The organism is Leeuwenhoekiella sp. LLG6367-2.1 (assembly GCF_045055775.1).
Lineage (GTDB): Bacteria > Bacteroidota > Bacteroidia > Flavobacteriales > Flavobacteriaceae > Leeuwenhoekiella > Leeuwenhoekiella aequorea.
Map to the genome: position 1 here is coordinate 439,403 of NZ_CP159331.1, position 15,633 is coordinate 455,035.

General features: G+C 35.2%; 12 protein-coding genes and 1 other RNA gene. 10 read left to right on the top strand and 3 right to left on the bottom strand.

Going from position 1 to position 15,633, the window contains the following annotated elements; all coding sequences use genetic code 11:
• Positions 1–233: 233 nt before the first annotated feature.
• Positions 234–1,049 carry a 3-deoxy-8-phosphooctulonate synthase gene (gene kdsA / locus ABVM53_RS02025; RefSeq protein WP_405328871.1) on the top strand — a complete coding sequence of 272 codons (816 nt, stop codon included), beginning with the start codon at positions 234–236 and terminating at the stop codon, positions 1,047–1,049.
• A gap of 132 nt (positions 1,050–1,181) precedes the next feature.
• Here the strand turns inward: kdsA and ABVM53_RS02030 are convergent, their stop codons facing one another.
• Entirely contained in the window at positions 1,182–1,526 is a 345-nt protein-coding gene (locus ABVM53_RS02030; RefSeq protein ID WP_405328874.1) for a DUF1801 domain-containing protein, read from the bottom strand.
• A gap of 138 nt (positions 1,527–1,664) precedes the next feature.
• On the opposite strand from ABVM53_RS02030, the gene ABVM53_RS02035 reads away from it, so the two are divergent.
• From ABVM53_RS02035 to ABVM53_RS02050, 4 genes are read left to right on the top strand one after another with little or no spacing between them, the layout of a single operon-like run.
• On the top strand, positions 1,665–2,810 hold the full coding sequence (locus ABVM53_RS02035; RefSeq protein WP_405328877.1) for a hypothetical protein: 1,146 nt from the start codon (positions 1,665–1,667) through the stop codon (positions 2,808–2,810).
• A 23-nt stretch (positions 2,811–2,833) separates the two neighbouring features.
• The gene (locus tag ABVM53_RS02040; RefSeq protein WP_405328880.1) at positions 2,834–4,444 is read left to right on the top strand and encodes a BCCT family transporter; all 1,611 of its coding nucleotides are present in this window, start codon (positions 2,834–2,836) and stop codon (positions 4,442–4,444) included.
• 2 nt (positions 4,445–4,446) lie between these two features.
• The gene (locus ABVM53_RS02045; RefSeq protein WP_371457061.1) at positions 4,447–5,304 is read left to right on the top strand and encodes a universal stress protein; all 858 of its coding nucleotides are present in this window, start codon (positions 4,447–4,449) and stop codon (positions 5,302–5,304) included.
• A 46-nt stretch (positions 5,305–5,350) separates the two neighbouring features.
• On the top strand, positions 5,351–5,734 hold the full coding sequence (locus ABVM53_RS02050; protein ID WP_405328883.1) for a DUF2809 domain-containing protein: 384 nt from the start codon (positions 5,351–5,353) through the stop codon (positions 5,732–5,734).
• A 95-nt stretch (positions 5,735–5,829) separates the two neighbouring features.
• Here the strand turns inward: ABVM53_RS02050 and ABVM53_RS02055 are convergent, their stop codons facing one another.
• A complete protein-coding gene (locus ABVM53_RS02055) occupies positions 5,830–7,035 on the bottom strand; it encodes an NAD(P)-dependent oxidoreductase (protein ID WP_405330838.1) in 1,206 nt (401 codons plus the stop codon).
• Between the two features lie 159 nt (positions 7,036–7,194).
• Between ABVM53_RS02055 and ABVM53_RS02060 the strand changes: the two genes are divergently transcribed.
• From ABVM53_RS02060 to ABVM53_RS02080, 5 genes are all read left to right on the top strand, one after another.
• The gene (locus ABVM53_RS02060) at positions 7,195–8,016 is read left to right on the top strand and encodes a GIN domain-containing protein (RefSeq protein ID WP_405328885.1); all 822 of its coding nucleotides are present in this window, start codon (positions 7,195–7,197) and stop codon (positions 8,014–8,016) included.
• Between the two features lie 79 nt (positions 8,017–8,095).
• Positions 8,096–8,497, top strand: a transfer-messenger RNA (tmRNA) gene (ssrA, locus tag ABVM53_RS02065).
• A gap of 992 nt (positions 8,498–9,489) precedes the next feature.
• Positions 9,490–9,663: a relaxase/mobilization nuclease domain-containing protein gene (locus ABVM53_RS02070; RefSeq protein ID WP_405330839.1), complete on the top strand. Its 174-nt coding sequence runs from the start codon at positions 9,490–9,492 to the stop codon at positions 9,661–9,663.
• Between the two features lie 633 nt (positions 9,664–10,296).
• Positions 10,297–13,431 (top strand): PAS domain S-box protein, encoded by a 3,135-nt coding sequence (locus ABVM53_RS02075; RefSeq protein WP_405328888.1) that lies wholly within the window; start codon positions 10,297–10,299, stop codon positions 13,429–13,431.
• Positions 13,428–13,829, top strand: coding sequence for a response regulator (locus tag ABVM53_RS02080; protein ID WP_405328891.1), 402 nt, complete (start codon positions 13,428–13,430; stop codon positions 13,827–13,829). Before ABVM53_RS02075 ends, ABVM53_RS02080 begins: the two co-directional genes overlap by 4 nt.
• A 373-nt stretch (positions 13,830–14,202) precedes the next feature.
• On the opposite strand, the gene ABVM53_RS02085 is transcribed toward ABVM53_RS02080, so the two are convergent.
• A complete protein-coding gene (locus ABVM53_RS02085) occupies positions 14,203–15,273 on the bottom strand; it encodes a phosphatidylinositol-specific phospholipase C1-like protein (RefSeq protein WP_405328894.1) in 1,071 nt (356 codons plus the stop codon).
• Positions 15,274–15,633: the final 360 nt, after the last annotated feature.

The following is a 15,633-nucleotide window of genomic DNA, read 5'->3' on the forward strand; positions in this document are numbered from 1 at the left end:
ATATCTTTTTTGGCATCAGCGGCACGTTATACGCAAAAGGCGCAAAATGTCCTGAGTAACAAAAAAGGATGCCGCTGCTATCCCTGCCGCAAGGCTTCTCTACTTGTTATTAAAATACATATACTAATTGCTAAATCCCTCTCTTCATTAATGAGCACAGTAAGAACTTTGTAATTTGTATGCTTCATTTCAAATTTTCAAAGCTTTATCTTTACCTCTTTAAAACCTAAGCGATGAAACTCACAAATATTCCAAAAATAAAACATACCGATTCTAACAACTTCTTTCTACTTGCAGGGCCTTGCGCCATAGAAGGCGAGGAAATGGCATTACGCATTGCAGAAAAGATTGTAGGAATTACCGATAAATTGAAAATTCCTTATGTATTTAAAGGAAGTTTTAAAAAGGCAAACCGCAGCCGTCTGGATAGCTTTACGGGTATTGGTGACGAGAAAGCTCTAAAAATTCTGCGCAAAGTTTCTGAAACTTTTGATATACCTACAGTAACAGATATTCACGTTAATGAGGATGCAGCAATGGCTGCAGCCTATGTTGATGTTTTACAAATACCTGCATTTCTGGTACGTCAAACCGATCTTGTCGTAGCTGCTGCTGAAACGGGTAAAGTTGTTAATCTAAAAAAAGGTCAATTTATGAGTCCGGAATCTATGCAACATGCCGTGACCAAAGTAACCGAAACAGGCAATGAAAACGTATGGATTACAGATCGCGGTACCATGTTTGGCTATCAAGATATGATTGTAGATTTTAGAGGCATCCCTACGATGCGTCAATATGCTCCTACTGTACTTGATGTAACCCACAGTTTACAACAACCTAACCAGACCAGTGGCGTAACCGGCGGTCGTCCTGCACTTATAGGCACTATGGCAAAAGCCGGTATTGCAGCAGGTGTAGATGGTTTATTTATAGAGACACATTTTGATCCTAAAAACGCTAAGAGTGACGGAGCAAATATGCTTGACTTGAGTTTACTTGAGGATTTATTGACCAAGCTGGTAGCAATTCGCAAAGTGGTTGCCGAATAACAACAAAATGTATAGAAATGAAAAATCCGTGTGAAAAATTAATTCTACACGGATTTTTTTTTAATTATATTCAATCTTCTAATCTTTTCGCTAGGCTCGAAGTCATCAGTATCAAATAAATGACTCTAAGAACTACAACTTATTTTTCAGCTGCTTTAATAACCCAATTGCGATTTCGGCAATTATATCTTCCACTTTGTAATAACGCAGCGAACGTAAATTTTTACGGTTTTCTCCGGCTGTTAATTGATTGTTGGGATCATCTAGTAAAACACCTTTAGGAAAACTAAGCTCTACAAAGGTTTTTCTAAAATTTAAAAAGCAGAACATTTTTCCATTTAAATAATAAAAAGGTAAATGCCATTTATACAATAAAACAGCTTCCGGGACAGTGTGTTCTATAAGCACCTGCAAATCGAGCAAAAAACTTCTATAGGGTTCCGGTTTTAGTAGAATATAGTTTTCCGCAGGGTTCATAGAAATAATAGTTGTAAATTAAAAGAGATTTATAATGTTAATGTTAGTAACCCTAAATAAATATTAAATGCTATGCTTTAGGAAAGTTTCTAACATAATCGCCCTATTTTGCCCGATTAAGCTACCTAACATTCAAAAATGTATCAAATTTTAAAGCCCTCTACACTCTTTAAAATTTTCTTTACCCTACTCATCCCATTTGGATGTTTTGGGCAGGAAAATGAGAAACCACAGCTCCAATTAGGTGGAGCATTCCGTGTGAATTATGTTTATTCTTCTTGGAAAGAAGAACAAAAAACAAAAGGTGGAGAATTTGGTTATGATATGTTTAGAATCAATGCTAAAGCTTCCTATAAAAATATTTTCTTAAATGCCGAATACCGATTTTATTCTGATGCTTTTGGTGGTAGTTTCTTAAAACAAGGATGGGTGGGCTATAAATTTAATGAGCATAATGAACTCCACGCCGGCCTGGTCTATGTGCCCTTTGGAATTAAACAATACAACTCGCATAACTGGTTTTTTAATATCACGTATTACGTAGGTCTCGAAGATGATCACGATATGGGATTAAAGTATATACATACAGATGATAACTGGGAATATGCTTTTGCCTTTCTAAAAAATGCTGAAGAGTTAAATTTTGGGGGTGATGTAGAAAATAGCTCCAGTAGGTATTCTTATGATGTTGTGGGACGCAACAAGGAAACCAATCAATTTAACGCAAAACTGGTGCGTAAGTTTGGTCAACAGGCTAAACACAGATTGGGATTTTCTGGACAATATGGTAGTCTGTACAATATCGACACAGATAAAAACGGAAGCCATTATGCGCTAGCGCTACACTACGAAGTAGATTGGAAAAAATGGAATTTCAAAACCGAAGCAATTACCGTTTCTCACGCTCCTGAAAATGCTTTAGGAGAACCCAATAACAGGATTAAAATGGGAGCTTATGGCACTCCATATGAGATTGCGAGCGATTTTAATATGTATACCGCAGCTGTTTCAAAAACAATTGATGTTAACTGGGGACCTATTTCGCAAATCGAACTCTACAATGATTTTGGTTATATGCAGAAAAAGGAAAAAGAATTTACAGACTCTTTTCAAAATGTCACTGGTCTTCTGGTTACTGCAGGGCAGGTCTACACCTATATAGATTATGCTGCTGGCTACAACCATTCTTGGCTAGGCGGAAACTTTGTAGATGATTTTTCGGTGGGAAATCCAGACGCAAAATGGGAAGCGCGCTTTAATATAAATGTTGGATACTACTTTTAATAGAATAGATAGAATAAAAAATTATGGCAAAAAAAATTACACGCAGTGACGAAAGAAAATCCATTTTTGGATTACAAGTCAACGGACCTGTGTTTTTTACCTCAGCAATAATTATCGTTATAAGTATAACGCTCACCATATTATTTGAGAAAAAAGCGCAAAAAATCTTTAGTGACATTCAGCATGCAGTTGCAGAAAAAGCAGATTGGTTTTTTATTCTATGCATTAACCTGTTTCTAATTTTCCTTGTTTTTCTGGCTATTAGCAAATATGGAAAAATGCGAATAGGCGGTCAAAAAGCCAAACCCGAATTTAAAACTATGTCTTGGTTTGCTATGTTGTTTAGTGCAGGTATGGGTATAGGATTACTCTTTTTTGGCGTAGCAGAACCAGTAACTCATCTCATAAAACCACCTTCGGCAGAACCTAATACTGTGGCTGCTGCTCAGGAGGCTATGAACTTTACATTTTTACATTGGGGATTTCACGCTTGGGGAGTCTATGCACTGGTAGGTTTAGCACTCTCTTATTTCACATATTCCAGAGGTTTACCGCTTACGATTCGATCTATTTTCTATCCCTTTTTAGGTGATAAAATCCACGGAAAAATCGGTGATGCCATAGATATTTTTGCGGTTCTGGCTACCTTATTTGGTCTTGCTACCTCACTAGGTTTTGGTGTACAACAAATTGCAAGTGGTCTTAATCATGTGTTTGGAGTTCCTGACGGAACGCTAACGCAAGTTTTATTGATCGCAGGTATCACTTTAATAGCAACCACCTCTGTTGTACTGGGAGTTGATAAAGGAGTGCGTATTTTAAGTGAATGGAATATGCGTATTGCTGTAGTTCTATTATTATTAGCTTTAATTCTAGGCCCTACTATATTTATATTCCGATCTTTTGTGGAGAACACGGGAAGTTATTTATTCAACTTTTTAAAAATAGCTACCTGGAGTGAGACCTTTGAAGGATCTTCCTGGCAAAATAATTGGACAGTGTTTTATTGGGGATGGTGGATAGGATGGTCTCCATTTGTAGGTATGTTTATTGCACGAATTTCAAAAGGTAGAACTATTAGAGAATTCATTTTAGGCGTATTATTAGTTCCTTCTCTGGTAACATTTTTCTGGATGTCAACTTTTGGAAGTGTGGCTATTCAACAGGCATTAGGAGGAGATTCTTCTATTGTTGCTGCAGTGCAAGATGATGTGGCTACAGCGCTTTTTGTGTTTTTTGAAGATTATCCGCTTTCCATGATTATTAATATTGTTGCTGTTATTCTTATCGCCGGATTCTTTATTACCTCATCAGATTCAGGATCTTTAGTGGTAGATAGTTTAACAACAGGCGGTAAAATTGAAGCACCCGTAGGACAGCGTATTTTTTGGGCTATTACTGAAGGTACTGTAGCCGCTGTATTGCTTATAGGTGGCGGTCTTGAAGCATTACAAACCGCAACTATAGTCACCGGTTTGCCCTTTGCAATTATTCTTCTCATAATGTGTTATTCCCTCTTCATTGGCTTGCGGGAAGATTATCAAAAATTAGAGAAGAAAAAGACTGAAAAACAAAGAGACGACTACGAAGATGTAGTTAAAGAGATTGTAGCACGTAGAAATAAAAAAGAATAAAGATGGAAAAAGTTAAAAATTTATTGGTCGCACTAGACCTTTCATCAATAGACAACCATTTAATTGAGTACAGTTCATTTCTTGCTGAAAAACTAGCTATTGAGAATGTGTATTTCGTACATAATATTAAGAAATACGAGATTTCAGATCTTTTTGAAGAAGAATTACAAAACGTAAATCTCGATCAATTAATTGGTGACGAACTAAATGATAAAATTGAAAGCAGATTTACTGCAAAGGCAAACTGGGAAGTTCTTATTTCTGAAGATTCAAATACAGAATCTTTAATTCATTATATCGCCAATAAATATCAGATAAATCTGGTCTTAGTAGGAAATAAAACTGCAAAGGATGGTACAGGTGTTGTAACCTCAAAATTATTGAGACTACTAAAATGCAGTATTCTTACCGTTCCTAAAACTGACGAAATTAATCTTGATAAGGTATGGGTGGCTACTGACTTCTCGAGCCATTCACGCAAATCATTTTTCTTTGTCGAAGAACTTCGAAACAAATTAACTATCAAACTAAATTCGATTCATATCTATCACATCCCCATTCAATTCTCTCCATATGTTGTTGGTGATGCAGCAATTGCCAAAATTGAGACCCATTTAAAACAAAAAGCTGCTAAGTTTTTTAAGAAGCTTGCCGTAACTGAACCAGATCAATCGGAATTCTTGTTTGCTAAGGATAAAAGTATAGGTCAGAAATTCTTACTGGAAATTGAAAAGCGCAAACCCAATCTAATTGTGCTATCTGATAAAGGTGGAAGCAATATCTCCTCACTCTTAATAGGTAGCCTTACAGAAGAGCTTTTTAATGAAAGTCTGAGCTCTCCATTACTAGTTGTAAAATAACAGCTTAGTTTTATAATATGAGTAACCCTTCTAGCTTAAAATTCTAATGTTGAAACGTAATACACGTCTTGCTTATATCTTAGGGTTTATTTTTTTATTGATTATAGAAATTATGATCGCCACCTTGCTAAACACAGGTTTTGTACGTGAAAATCTTGGCGATTTTTTAGTTGTTATTTTAATTTATTGCCTGATAATGGCAGTTTGCGATTTTTCAGTAAAAAGAGGGCTATTAGTTACACTAGTTTTCTCGTATGCTATAGAGATTTTGCAACTTTTAAAATTACCTCAATACTTTTCAGCTCAAACTGAAAAGTGGGCAGCATTAGTATTGGGAAATTATTTCTCGTGGATAGATATACTTATGTATACTTTCGGGATAATAACAATATGGACTATAGAATATCTTAAGCAACCTAAAGTACTATAGTTTTTAAAGATAAAATTAGGTCTCATCTTACCCAGATTGATAGGTAAGATGAGGCTTTTTCTATTCTCATAGGAAGTTTTCAGCTTGTTACTCCCCTATTCTTTTCCGTCTACATAATCTTGCAAGTAGCTGTATTGCTCAGTTAGCTTTCCGTTTTGAGTCATACGGGCACGTTTTAAAATTCCATCTTTATCATTATTAAAAAATGCTGGCAATACGTGTTCAACAAACATATCTCCAAAACCTTCACTAGCATCTTTAGGTAATTCGCATGGCAAGTTATCTACCGCCATTACGGTAATTGCACCTTCAGCATCATAAGCCACTTCACGTTCAGCTTGAGCATCATACCCATAAAATGGACTTGCAATTGTAGATGCTCTCAATGTAGAAGCTATGGGGCCATCGACATCGCAAGAAATATCCGCCACCACTTCAATTTTAAATTTACTTGATTTGGCATCTTCCCGCGTAAACAAAAATGGTGCTCCATCTCCATAATAATGACCTGCAATAAATAGCTGAGTAACTTCTGCAAATCGCATAAAATTAGATTCGTACCCAGCCGGGTCTTTAAAGAAATGACTAGCGACAACTGCTGATCCATCCTTTTGCTTTACATAATCTGCTACTCCTAATTGGCAATAAACCGGCATATCATATTCTTCACTCAAATAGTCCTCAACGGAAACTTTTTTAACCCCCAGCTCATCCAGAATTTCCATAGCCCCGGCAGTAACTTTGCCGGTTCCTGTGAGCGCTATTTTTAGGGTGGGTAGTTCGATTTTTGCTAATTGTTTATGCAATGCATCTACGGTATTAAGACTTGATGCCGCGGGCAGATCATATATCTTATGTTTCTTTCCATAAGCTCGAAACCCATTATATGCACCTACTAATCCGGCATAACGACCAAAACCTATGAGGCGTAAACCGGTTTCGTCTGTGACAAGTTCGTGATCATATAATTCAATATTTTTATCTAAAACAGTACGTAGCAAATTTCGGTTATAAGGCTGTTTTTTGATTGTATGACTAAAAAAGAAGTACTTCTTATTAGGTATTAAGTCTTCTATTGGCACCTCTTTAACTCCTAAAAAAACATCAGCTTGAGAAACATCGGTTTTCACTTCAAATTCAGCCTTCTCATAGGCCACATCTGGAAATACCCGAATAGCACTAGATTCTACAATAAATCGTGCTTTAGGGAATAGCTGTTGAGCCTGAGTCATCGCAGTAGGCGACAAAACCGCGCGGTGATCTGGTGGTGTTTTTCCTTCCTTTAATAATGCAAATTCTATTTTAGCCATCGATAGTAGTTTTGAACTTCTAATTTACAATTTTTAAACCTTCTGTAACTGCTTGTTTTACAGGCTAAGCTAGCATAAAACCTCAAAAGTTTTAATAGTTTATTGAGATAAAAACGTTAACATTCTTCGTATTTTTACAAAAAATAAATTATGAAATTAAAACTCCTTATGCTAGCTGTGCTGGCGGTTACAACATCATGTAGTGCTCAAAATAAAATTAAAGGCGACAAAGATGTCATGTCTATAGTGGGTAAATTAGAATCTGGAATAAATACTGTTGAAGTAGGTGAAGGAATCGAACTTGAACTTGCCCAATCTCCTAACAACAGTTACATTTTAACTACAGATAGAAATCTGGTAAGTGTTATAGATTTTAAAGTTACAGACAGTGTTCTTGTTATAAAGCCCAATATGCGAATTACTGCGGCCAAAGAATTGAAAGTTTATTTAAAATTAGACAACCCACAACATATAATTTTAAAGAAAGATGCAGAATTTGAATCTCCTGGTCTTCTTGAAGTAGCAGACTTTAGTCTTACTGCATACGACTCATCAAAATTTGAATTCAAATTAAATAGTAGCAATACGTCTTTCAATTTAATGGGGAATTCTGGCGGGGATTGCAGGTTAAACACAAAGAAGTTTAACTTAAAAATGGCCGATCGCACAGATCTTAAAGGCGATTATAATGCTGAAGAAGTAACTTTTACCCTTGCTGATAATTCTGAATTTTCTCCCAGAGGTAAAACCAATACATTACAACTTACATCTTCTGGAAAATCTGATTATAATGGTTCAAGATTTGAATCTAAAGATGGTTATGTGACTTTGAGTGGCCGCACCGAAACAGAGGTATATGCTTCAAATAATTTAAAAGTATATGCTCAGGACAAAGCGCGAGTTAAAGCATATGGAAAAGGCGATATTAAAATGGAAGCTCTCAAAGATGATGCTTCTATAGAAAAGAAATAAAACATTAATTCTCGATAGTTTGAATACCAAAGAACTTTAGTATCTTTGCACCCCTCAAATTATCGAGGATTATCACAATGGGGTCGATTTGGTTTTGACATCGGGTCTAATTGAGTAGTAAGCACGCCGAGCGCTGGGACAAAAGCTCGTAAATCTCATGTTTCACACTTTTTAAACGGCGAGAATAACTACGCCATGGCTGCATAATCCGAATTACAGTAGGATTTACTTAATCTCATACAAGGTATGAGACCATGATACCTCTGAAAAGCCTTGGTTTACGGCGTTTCGCTTAGAGGTACCGAAAAAGTAAACATAGCTATCGCAGGGTCTTGATGTGGTAGTGAAACTTAATCGAGAATAAGGTATTGCTTGGTAGTTGCCGACCGGGTACTATTCGAAAACTAATTGGCAAATAAGCGTGTAGAAAGCTATTTAGTTGCCTGTTTGCACGGCGGTTCGAACCCGCCCGACTCCACTTTTAACCCTTGTAAACTCAGTGTTTACAAGGGTTTTTAATTTATTTGATGTCAATTGATATTAAATATATGCGTATTATAACTTACTGTTGACAGAAAATAAAAAAGTAAGCATAGCGAGGCGAGTCAATCCTAGAAAATGGAATTTCACGTCAGGAAAGGTAATGTGCAATAGCCGTGAGGATTTTGAGATAAATACGCAAGTCAATAGGCATAAGCTGAATTAAATACACCGGGCTGGCGTATTGTGATGTGAATAACTTTCAAAGCCTGATATTACTATTGATATAGACGGCAGCAAATGGATTCGTATTCACCGCACCAAAACCGAAATCCGTAGTAATATTCCCCTCCTACACGTTGCTGAGCAAAATTCTGGAACTCTATGCAGATCATCTTATTGCTGATTACAATTTATCCAAATTTAATACGAGAAACTGATTTTGTGATTTTTTCTCCATTGCTTTTGCGGAAAAAGCACTCACCTATTATGATCATTATAACTTGTTGAACTCTCCTTAGATCAAGTTAAAGCCGGAGGGAAAATCACAATATACTTCTTGAATGAAACTTTTAAGTGTATCGATAAACCAGAGCTCTATGAAGCTGAAAAGGAATTAAATGCTTTGTTGATGAAAACAAAGTGAAACTGATTTCTGGAAAGCAGGTCAAGATGTGTGGCTGTGGCCACACATCTTTTTTTTTGCTACCGATGGTGGCAAACAAAAAATAAAAACGATGAAACGAGCACAAATTCAGATGCAGTGTGTATGAGAAAAAACTACTGCAGGTTAAAGCTAAAGCTGTAGTTTCTTTTTTAAGTGTCTTTTGCAGAAATAGCTTAATGGAACAACAGATCTCTCAGGAATTTAAAGCCGTAAAAGGGCTCAATCAATATTGTGAGCGCGACACCTTGAGTTTTATTCTAAACCCCAACGGTCCGTGGTGGAGGTAATCTGAGTAATAAGGAGCTTGGAGAACTTAACAAGACTTTATTCAACATATGAAATTACAGGAGCATCAGGCAGTAACGTTTGTACATCGGGATAAAGCGCATACTCACGTGCATCTTTATGTCAATTGTTTCAACGTAAATGGTAGTGCGTATAATGACAGTTTTATCGAAAAAAAAAGTCAGCTAGCAGCAAGTGAATTGTCAAAGAATTAGGGCTTCAAACGGTAAAAGACGTGCAATATGAAAAAAGGATGAAATAAGCAACACCGAACTGAAATATAAAAAGCACATCAAAGTACCATTTAACAAGGAATTAAAGATCTACACACCTATTTGAATCGAATGCGAAATAAACAGATTGATTTAATTCCGGTAATCAATAAAATCCACACGGCTTCAGGGTATTCGGTTTGAATACCGCGGGCAAAGTATAAAAGCCAGTGCCGTTCACTGACCGATTTCTGCCAATAATTTGCTTAAATAAATCAATCGGGCAAAAAATTTGTTTTATTAGGAACAAATGTACCCATTGCACCAAACTTGGCTAAAGCCATAGCCAAAAAGTTTCTAAAAAATGTAATCGATAAAGGAATTGAAATATGACAAAGCTGGAACTAATCTTAGAACTTCTCGTTGAAGAATTACATTCCGTCTTTAGCCAAATTACGCTGGCGAATATGTACATAAGCATTTATTACTATTTATTCTTATAATCTAATGCTGTTGGATCACAAATATCCCTTTTATAAAATTTTATTGGATATCTATTACACTTCACTATTTTTAAGGACATAACACCTAACTATAAAAAATCTGCTATTTGCAAATTTTTGAAAATCATACCTTATGAAAGGTTCCGAAATACAAAAACATGAGATAAAGCGACTAAGAGAAATGGAAAATTACCATTTAGTCGGATTCGCCGGTGGTGAAGATTATGACCTAATTACCTCTATGGCATCTACCATCTGTGGTACCAAAATAGCATTCATCAGCTTAATTATGGAAAATAAGCAGTTGCTTCTTTCTAATTATGGATTGGGAATTCAAGAGGCCTCAAAAGATTATTCATTTTGCTCGCAAGCTATATACGCACCCAATGAGCCTCTTGTTGTTGAAGATTTTCGAAAAAATGATCACTTTCAAGACACCCTTCCTATTATTGGCAATACTGAAATCGCCTCTTATGCAGGATTCCCTTTAATAACACACCAGGGATATGTTCTGGGATTACTTTGCACAATAGATGATATTCCCAGGAAATTTAGCAAGTCTAACCTCAAAACACTTCAAAAATTGGCAAGACAAGTCATGAATTATTTTGAGAGCAGAAAAAAGAACATTACCCTTGAAATCTTAAATGATAAGTTAAATAATAAGGTTAAGCACCTCCGTAATATCCAGCAAGCCAATCAGATCGGTTTGTGGGAAATGGATATCGCATCGGGTGAAATGACCTGGAGTGATCTAATATACGAACTGCACGAAGTTCCTAAGAGCGTTAAAATCACCACTCAAAGCACCTTAGAATTTTATCACCCTGAGTATAGATCTTTAATTTCTAAGGCTATAACGCAATGCTGTGAGAATGGAAATCCTAGTAATCTTATAAGCCAAATAGTTACTGCAAAAGATAACCTAATTTGGGTGCAGATCACAATCATGAAAGATGGAGATAAACTCAAAGGAAGTTTTCAGGATATTACAGATATAAAAAAGAGCGAATTAAGATATACATCAATAATTGAGGGGACTAATATTGGTACATGGGAGTGGAATGTTCAAACCGGTAAGACGGTTTACAATGAGCGCTGGGCAGAAATCTTAGGCTATACTCTAGCAGAACTAGCTCCTGTAAGTATTGATACCTGGATTAACTTAGCACACCCTGATGATCTGGAAGAATCTAACCGCAGGTTAAATGCTTGTTTTGAGAAAGAAACATCTCATTACGAATTTGAAGCACGCATGAAGCACAAAGATGGTCGATGGATATGGGTCTATGACAGGGGTAAAATTTTTGAATGGACGAAAGATGGAAGAGCTTTGATGATGTATGGAACCCATCAAGACATTACTGAACGAAAGCAAAAAGAAGAGAGACTTAGCATCAGTGAAGAGGCTTTTAGAGGTAATTTCGAGAATGCAGCTATTGGAATGGCATTGCTCGACGAAAATGGTAAATGGTTGAAGGTTAATAGTAAAGTCTGCGAAATAGTGGGTTACACACAAGAGGAGTTAATAAAACTTACTTTTCAAGATATAACTCATCCTGATGATTTAGATACAGATATGGCACTTTTGCAAGAACTTATTAATGGCAAGAGAGATCATTATCAAATGGATAAACGATATTTTCATAAAGATGGACATATCGTTTATATATTATTAGCGGTATCTATAGTGAAGAACCAAGCTGGTAAGGTGCTTTATTTTATTTCACAAATAATAGATATTTCTGAAAGCAAAAAACTTCTTTCAAACATTACCTATCAGAGAGAATTGCTATCAACTCTGTACAAATTATCTCCTATAGGTATAGCCTTAAATGATTATGAAACTGGAAAATTCATAGATGTGAACGATAAGTTACTAGAGCCTACAGGTTATAGAAGAGAAGAGTTTTTATCTCTAAGTTATTGGGATACTACACCCAAAAAATATGAACCATTGGAAGTTTTGGCAATACAACAAATGGAAAGAGAAGATAGTTATGATCTCTTTGAAAAAGAATACATCCGCAAAGATGGCTCAAGATATCCTATAGCTCTACAAGGAATAGTAATAATAGATAGCAATGGCAAAAAGCTCATTTGGTCTTTTGTAAGAGACATTAGTTCTGAAAAAGAGCACGAAAAAAAACTACAAGAAGCCATATCCAGTCTGCAAGCTATCTTAAACGCTAGCAAACAGGTTTCTATTATTGCTACCGATAAATCAGGTGCAATAACTATGTTTAACTCCGGAGCCGAGAAACTTCTTGGATATAAAGCGTTTGAAGTTATTGGTGAAAATTATTTGGAACTAATTCACCGAAATGCAGAGATTAATAGAGAGGGTAAAGTTTTGTCTCAAAAACTTAAAAAAGAGATGAAGGGATCTGAAACCTTCATTTATGAAATCAATGGAGGAATGCCAAGTACAAAGGAATGGACATATATTCGTAAAGATAGAACTAGCTTTCCTGTTTTGTTGTCTATGGACACCATTACCGATAAAAAGGATATAGTAGGCTATCTACAGGTGGCAACTGATATTAGTGAGTTAAAAAAAGTTGAAAAAGAGATTAAGTCGCTTCTTGATATAACAAACGAGCAAAATGAACGACTTCGAAATTTTGCGCATATAGTGTCACATAACCTGCGTTCACATAGTGGAGGAATCTCAGGCATACTTGATTTAATGCGAATGGAGTATCCAGATATCTCTCAGAGTGAAATATTTGAATATCTTAATAAAGGAACCGAGAATCTGAATCAAACTGTTAATGATTTGACAGAAATAGTAGAAGTACATTTAATACAGTCAGATATATCAGAAGTGTATATTCACGAAGTCATTCAAAAAAATATTGACAGCTTGAAAATACAAATAAATGATGCCAAAATTAAAATCATCACTACTATTGATCACGACCTAAAAGTCAAAGCGGTTCCAGCATATCTTGACAGTATTGTTCTAAACATGATTACAAATGCCATAAAATACAGGGATGAAAAAAAATTGTGTTACCTTAAAATTTATTCGGGTAAAGAAGAATCTATGATCTCTCTATATTTTGAGGATAATGGATTGGGAATTGATTTAAAAATATATGGTGATAAACTATTTGGAATGTATAAAACTTTTCATGAACACAACGACTCAAGAGGAGTCGGCTTGTTTATCACCAAAAATCAAGTAGAAAGTATGGGTGGCAAAATACAAGTAGAAAGTAAAGTTAACAGAGGCACAACCTTTAAAATATTATTACCATTATGAAAAAAATAGATTTAGCATGTATTGTAGAAGATGATCCGATGCACTTGTTTATAACTAAAAAACATATTGAACTTTCAGGATTTGTTGAGAAAATTTTAGTTTGTAAAAATGGCATGGAAGCTTATACTACATTGAAAACAATGATTCAAAATAGTGAAAAGTTACCACAAATAATTTTTCTGGATTTAAATATGCCCATTTGGGATGGTTGGCAATTTCTAGATGAATTCACTAAAATTCCAACTGATCAAAAAGTTATTATCTATATTTTGACCAGTTCAAATAGCGAAGAAGATTTTAAAAGAGCTGAAAGATATAGTTTGACAAGTAACTACTTGGTGAAACCGGTACAATTAGGCCAATTGAAAAATATTTTAAAAGAGGTCAGTATTAGCTAAATCTTTGAAAAAATAAACATCCATTTAATTCAACTAAGAATTTTAATCCCTAGCTCATTAGTTAACAATGTATTGGCGTAATTGAATTGTGGAAATCTGAATAAAAGTTTACTCCCCTTTTTTCATACCCCTTGTAAAGCCTAGTAAACTTTGAAACGGTTAATATTCGGTTTCTTCGCCCGACTCCAATTTTAACCCTTGTAAGCCCAGTGTTTACAAGGGTTTTTAATTCGTGTTGACAGAATCGTTTTTAGTTCAAAATATATACTACAGCAAGACAGCACATAATCTTAAGAAAGAGCTCGACTTATTGAATAGACTTTAAGCTTATGACGATACCCTATTAAAAAGCTGAAAAATATAGATATGCTACCTAGTTGTTTATAGGATTAGCTCTAGAAAATTTTCCTTCCCCAAAATTTACCTTATATGTTGAATCAAATAAGGTACTTGGTAAATAATAATCTGTAGTAATTATTTGTGCTCCTGATTTTTTTGCAGCTTCAAAATTTGAATAATCCATATTTCTGGCTTCTACTGTGTTAGCATCAGCACGGGTTCTCACAATATAACCAGCCCTAACCATTTCTGGAATACGACTATCTTTTGCATTATTCATGATTAGCGCTCCAGACTCCGGACTGCCTGGTTCAGAGTTTGTAAAGAGTACTCTGTCTTTTAAAGATGGATGTCCTTTAATATACATAGCTCTCTTTTCATCTTTAGCATCTAAAATAAATAAAAATTTACCTCTGCCTGATTCTATTGTTGGCCAGTTTTGATTAACTACCGCCTCATTTAAAGTATTATAAGATCCTCGCACATCATCAGGTACTATTAAGTGATCACGAGTCAGACTTTTTAATAACTGCTTGTCTAACTCCTCATAAACTTCTGGAGTATAAGGTTCTGGAGTAGTCCCAAACCTGTTTTTTGATCCATCTTTTGGCTCTAAGGTTATAAATACGGTCTCATGTTCTGGATTTGATTCTGACCATTTTCTAAGATCGTTTAAGCAATCTTCCAATAAATAGTATTGAGTACGGTAATCAATATCGGGAATGTGTATGACTTTAAAACCAGGCTTATTTAATAAATGCTCAGTATCGTAAGCACGCTGTGTAGAAACTAAATGCATCCCTGCGGGGTTAGCAAATTTACCGCCCTGTTTATCTACATAAGCATCTATCTCCAGATTACGTAAACCCATATCTAGCTGTTCAATTATAGCAATATGTTCATACTGTAATCCATTAATACCTCCGGTAGTATCTTTTTGAGATAAGTATTCAAACAGTTGAGGATCTATTGCTTGTTTATAGCTATTATGAGATCCTATTACCTGCACTTGATTAATGCGTTTTTCCTGTGCATTGGTCACAGAAAAGGATCCTATACATACGAGAAGACTAAGGGCGAAAAATAGTTGATGTTTTTTATTCATCTGAAGATTTATGGTTGTTAGAACAAATCTAACCTTGCGTGCAATAAGCAATGTAAACGAATTAATAATCAATGTTACTAAACTGTAATGCTGCGTACAATTACAACCTTTTCGGGTTCTCGTGTATATTAAATTATAGTATCTAAACTCTTTATTAATAGTTAGGAGAACCTAGTTTGCTTTCTTAAAAATTAATTCATTGATAACCCAAAACTAGCATCCTAAAAAATTAACATTCCCTTATTTAGTTACTTCTAAAAAATCAATTTCAAACGCTTTATTCAATCTCAAAATATTTATAGAAATGTAACATTCAATCAAAATAACCAATAAAAAACCACGGCTGCTGCGAACAACCGT

Bases quoted from the DNA above. Each gene is read 5' to 3' on its own strand.
- ABVM53_RS02035 (WP_405328877.1), top strand. From the start codon at position 1,665: ATGTATCAAATTTTAAAGCCCTCTACACTCTTTAAAATTTTCTTTACC.
- kdsA (WP_405328871.1), top strand. From the start codon at position 234: ATGAAACTCACAAATATTCCAAAAATAAAACATACCGATTCTAACAAC.
- ABVM53_RS02060 (WP_405328885.1), top strand. From the start codon at position 7,195: ATGAAATTAAAACTCCTTATGCTAGCTGTGCTGGCGGTTACAACATCA.
- ABVM53_RS02080 (WP_405328891.1), top strand. From the start codon at position 13,428: ATGAAAAAAATAGATTTAGCATGTATTGTAGAAGATGATCCGATGCAC.
- ABVM53_RS02075 (WP_405328888.1), top strand. From the start codon at position 10,297: ATGAAAGGTTCCGAAATACAAAAACATGAGATAAAGCGACTAAGAGAA.
- ABVM53_RS02040 (WP_405328880.1), top strand. From the start codon at position 2,834: ATGGCAAAAAAAATTACACGCAGTGACGAAAGAAAATCCATTTTTGGA.
- ABVM53_RS02045 (WP_371457061.1), top strand. From the start codon at position 4,447: ATGGAAAAAGTTAAAAATTTATTGGTCGCACTAGACCTTTCATCAATA.
- ABVM53_RS02030 (WP_405328874.1), bottom strand. From the start codon at position 1,526: ATGAACCCTGCGGAAAACTATATTCTACTAAAACCGGAACCCTATAGA.
- ABVM53_RS02085 (WP_405328894.1), bottom strand. From the start codon at position 15,273: ATGAATAAAAAACATCAACTATTTTTCGCCCTTAGTCTTCTCGTATGT.
- ABVM53_RS02050 (WP_405328883.1), top strand. From the start codon at position 5,351: ATGTTGAAACGTAATACACGTCTTGCTTATATCTTAGGGTTTATTTTT.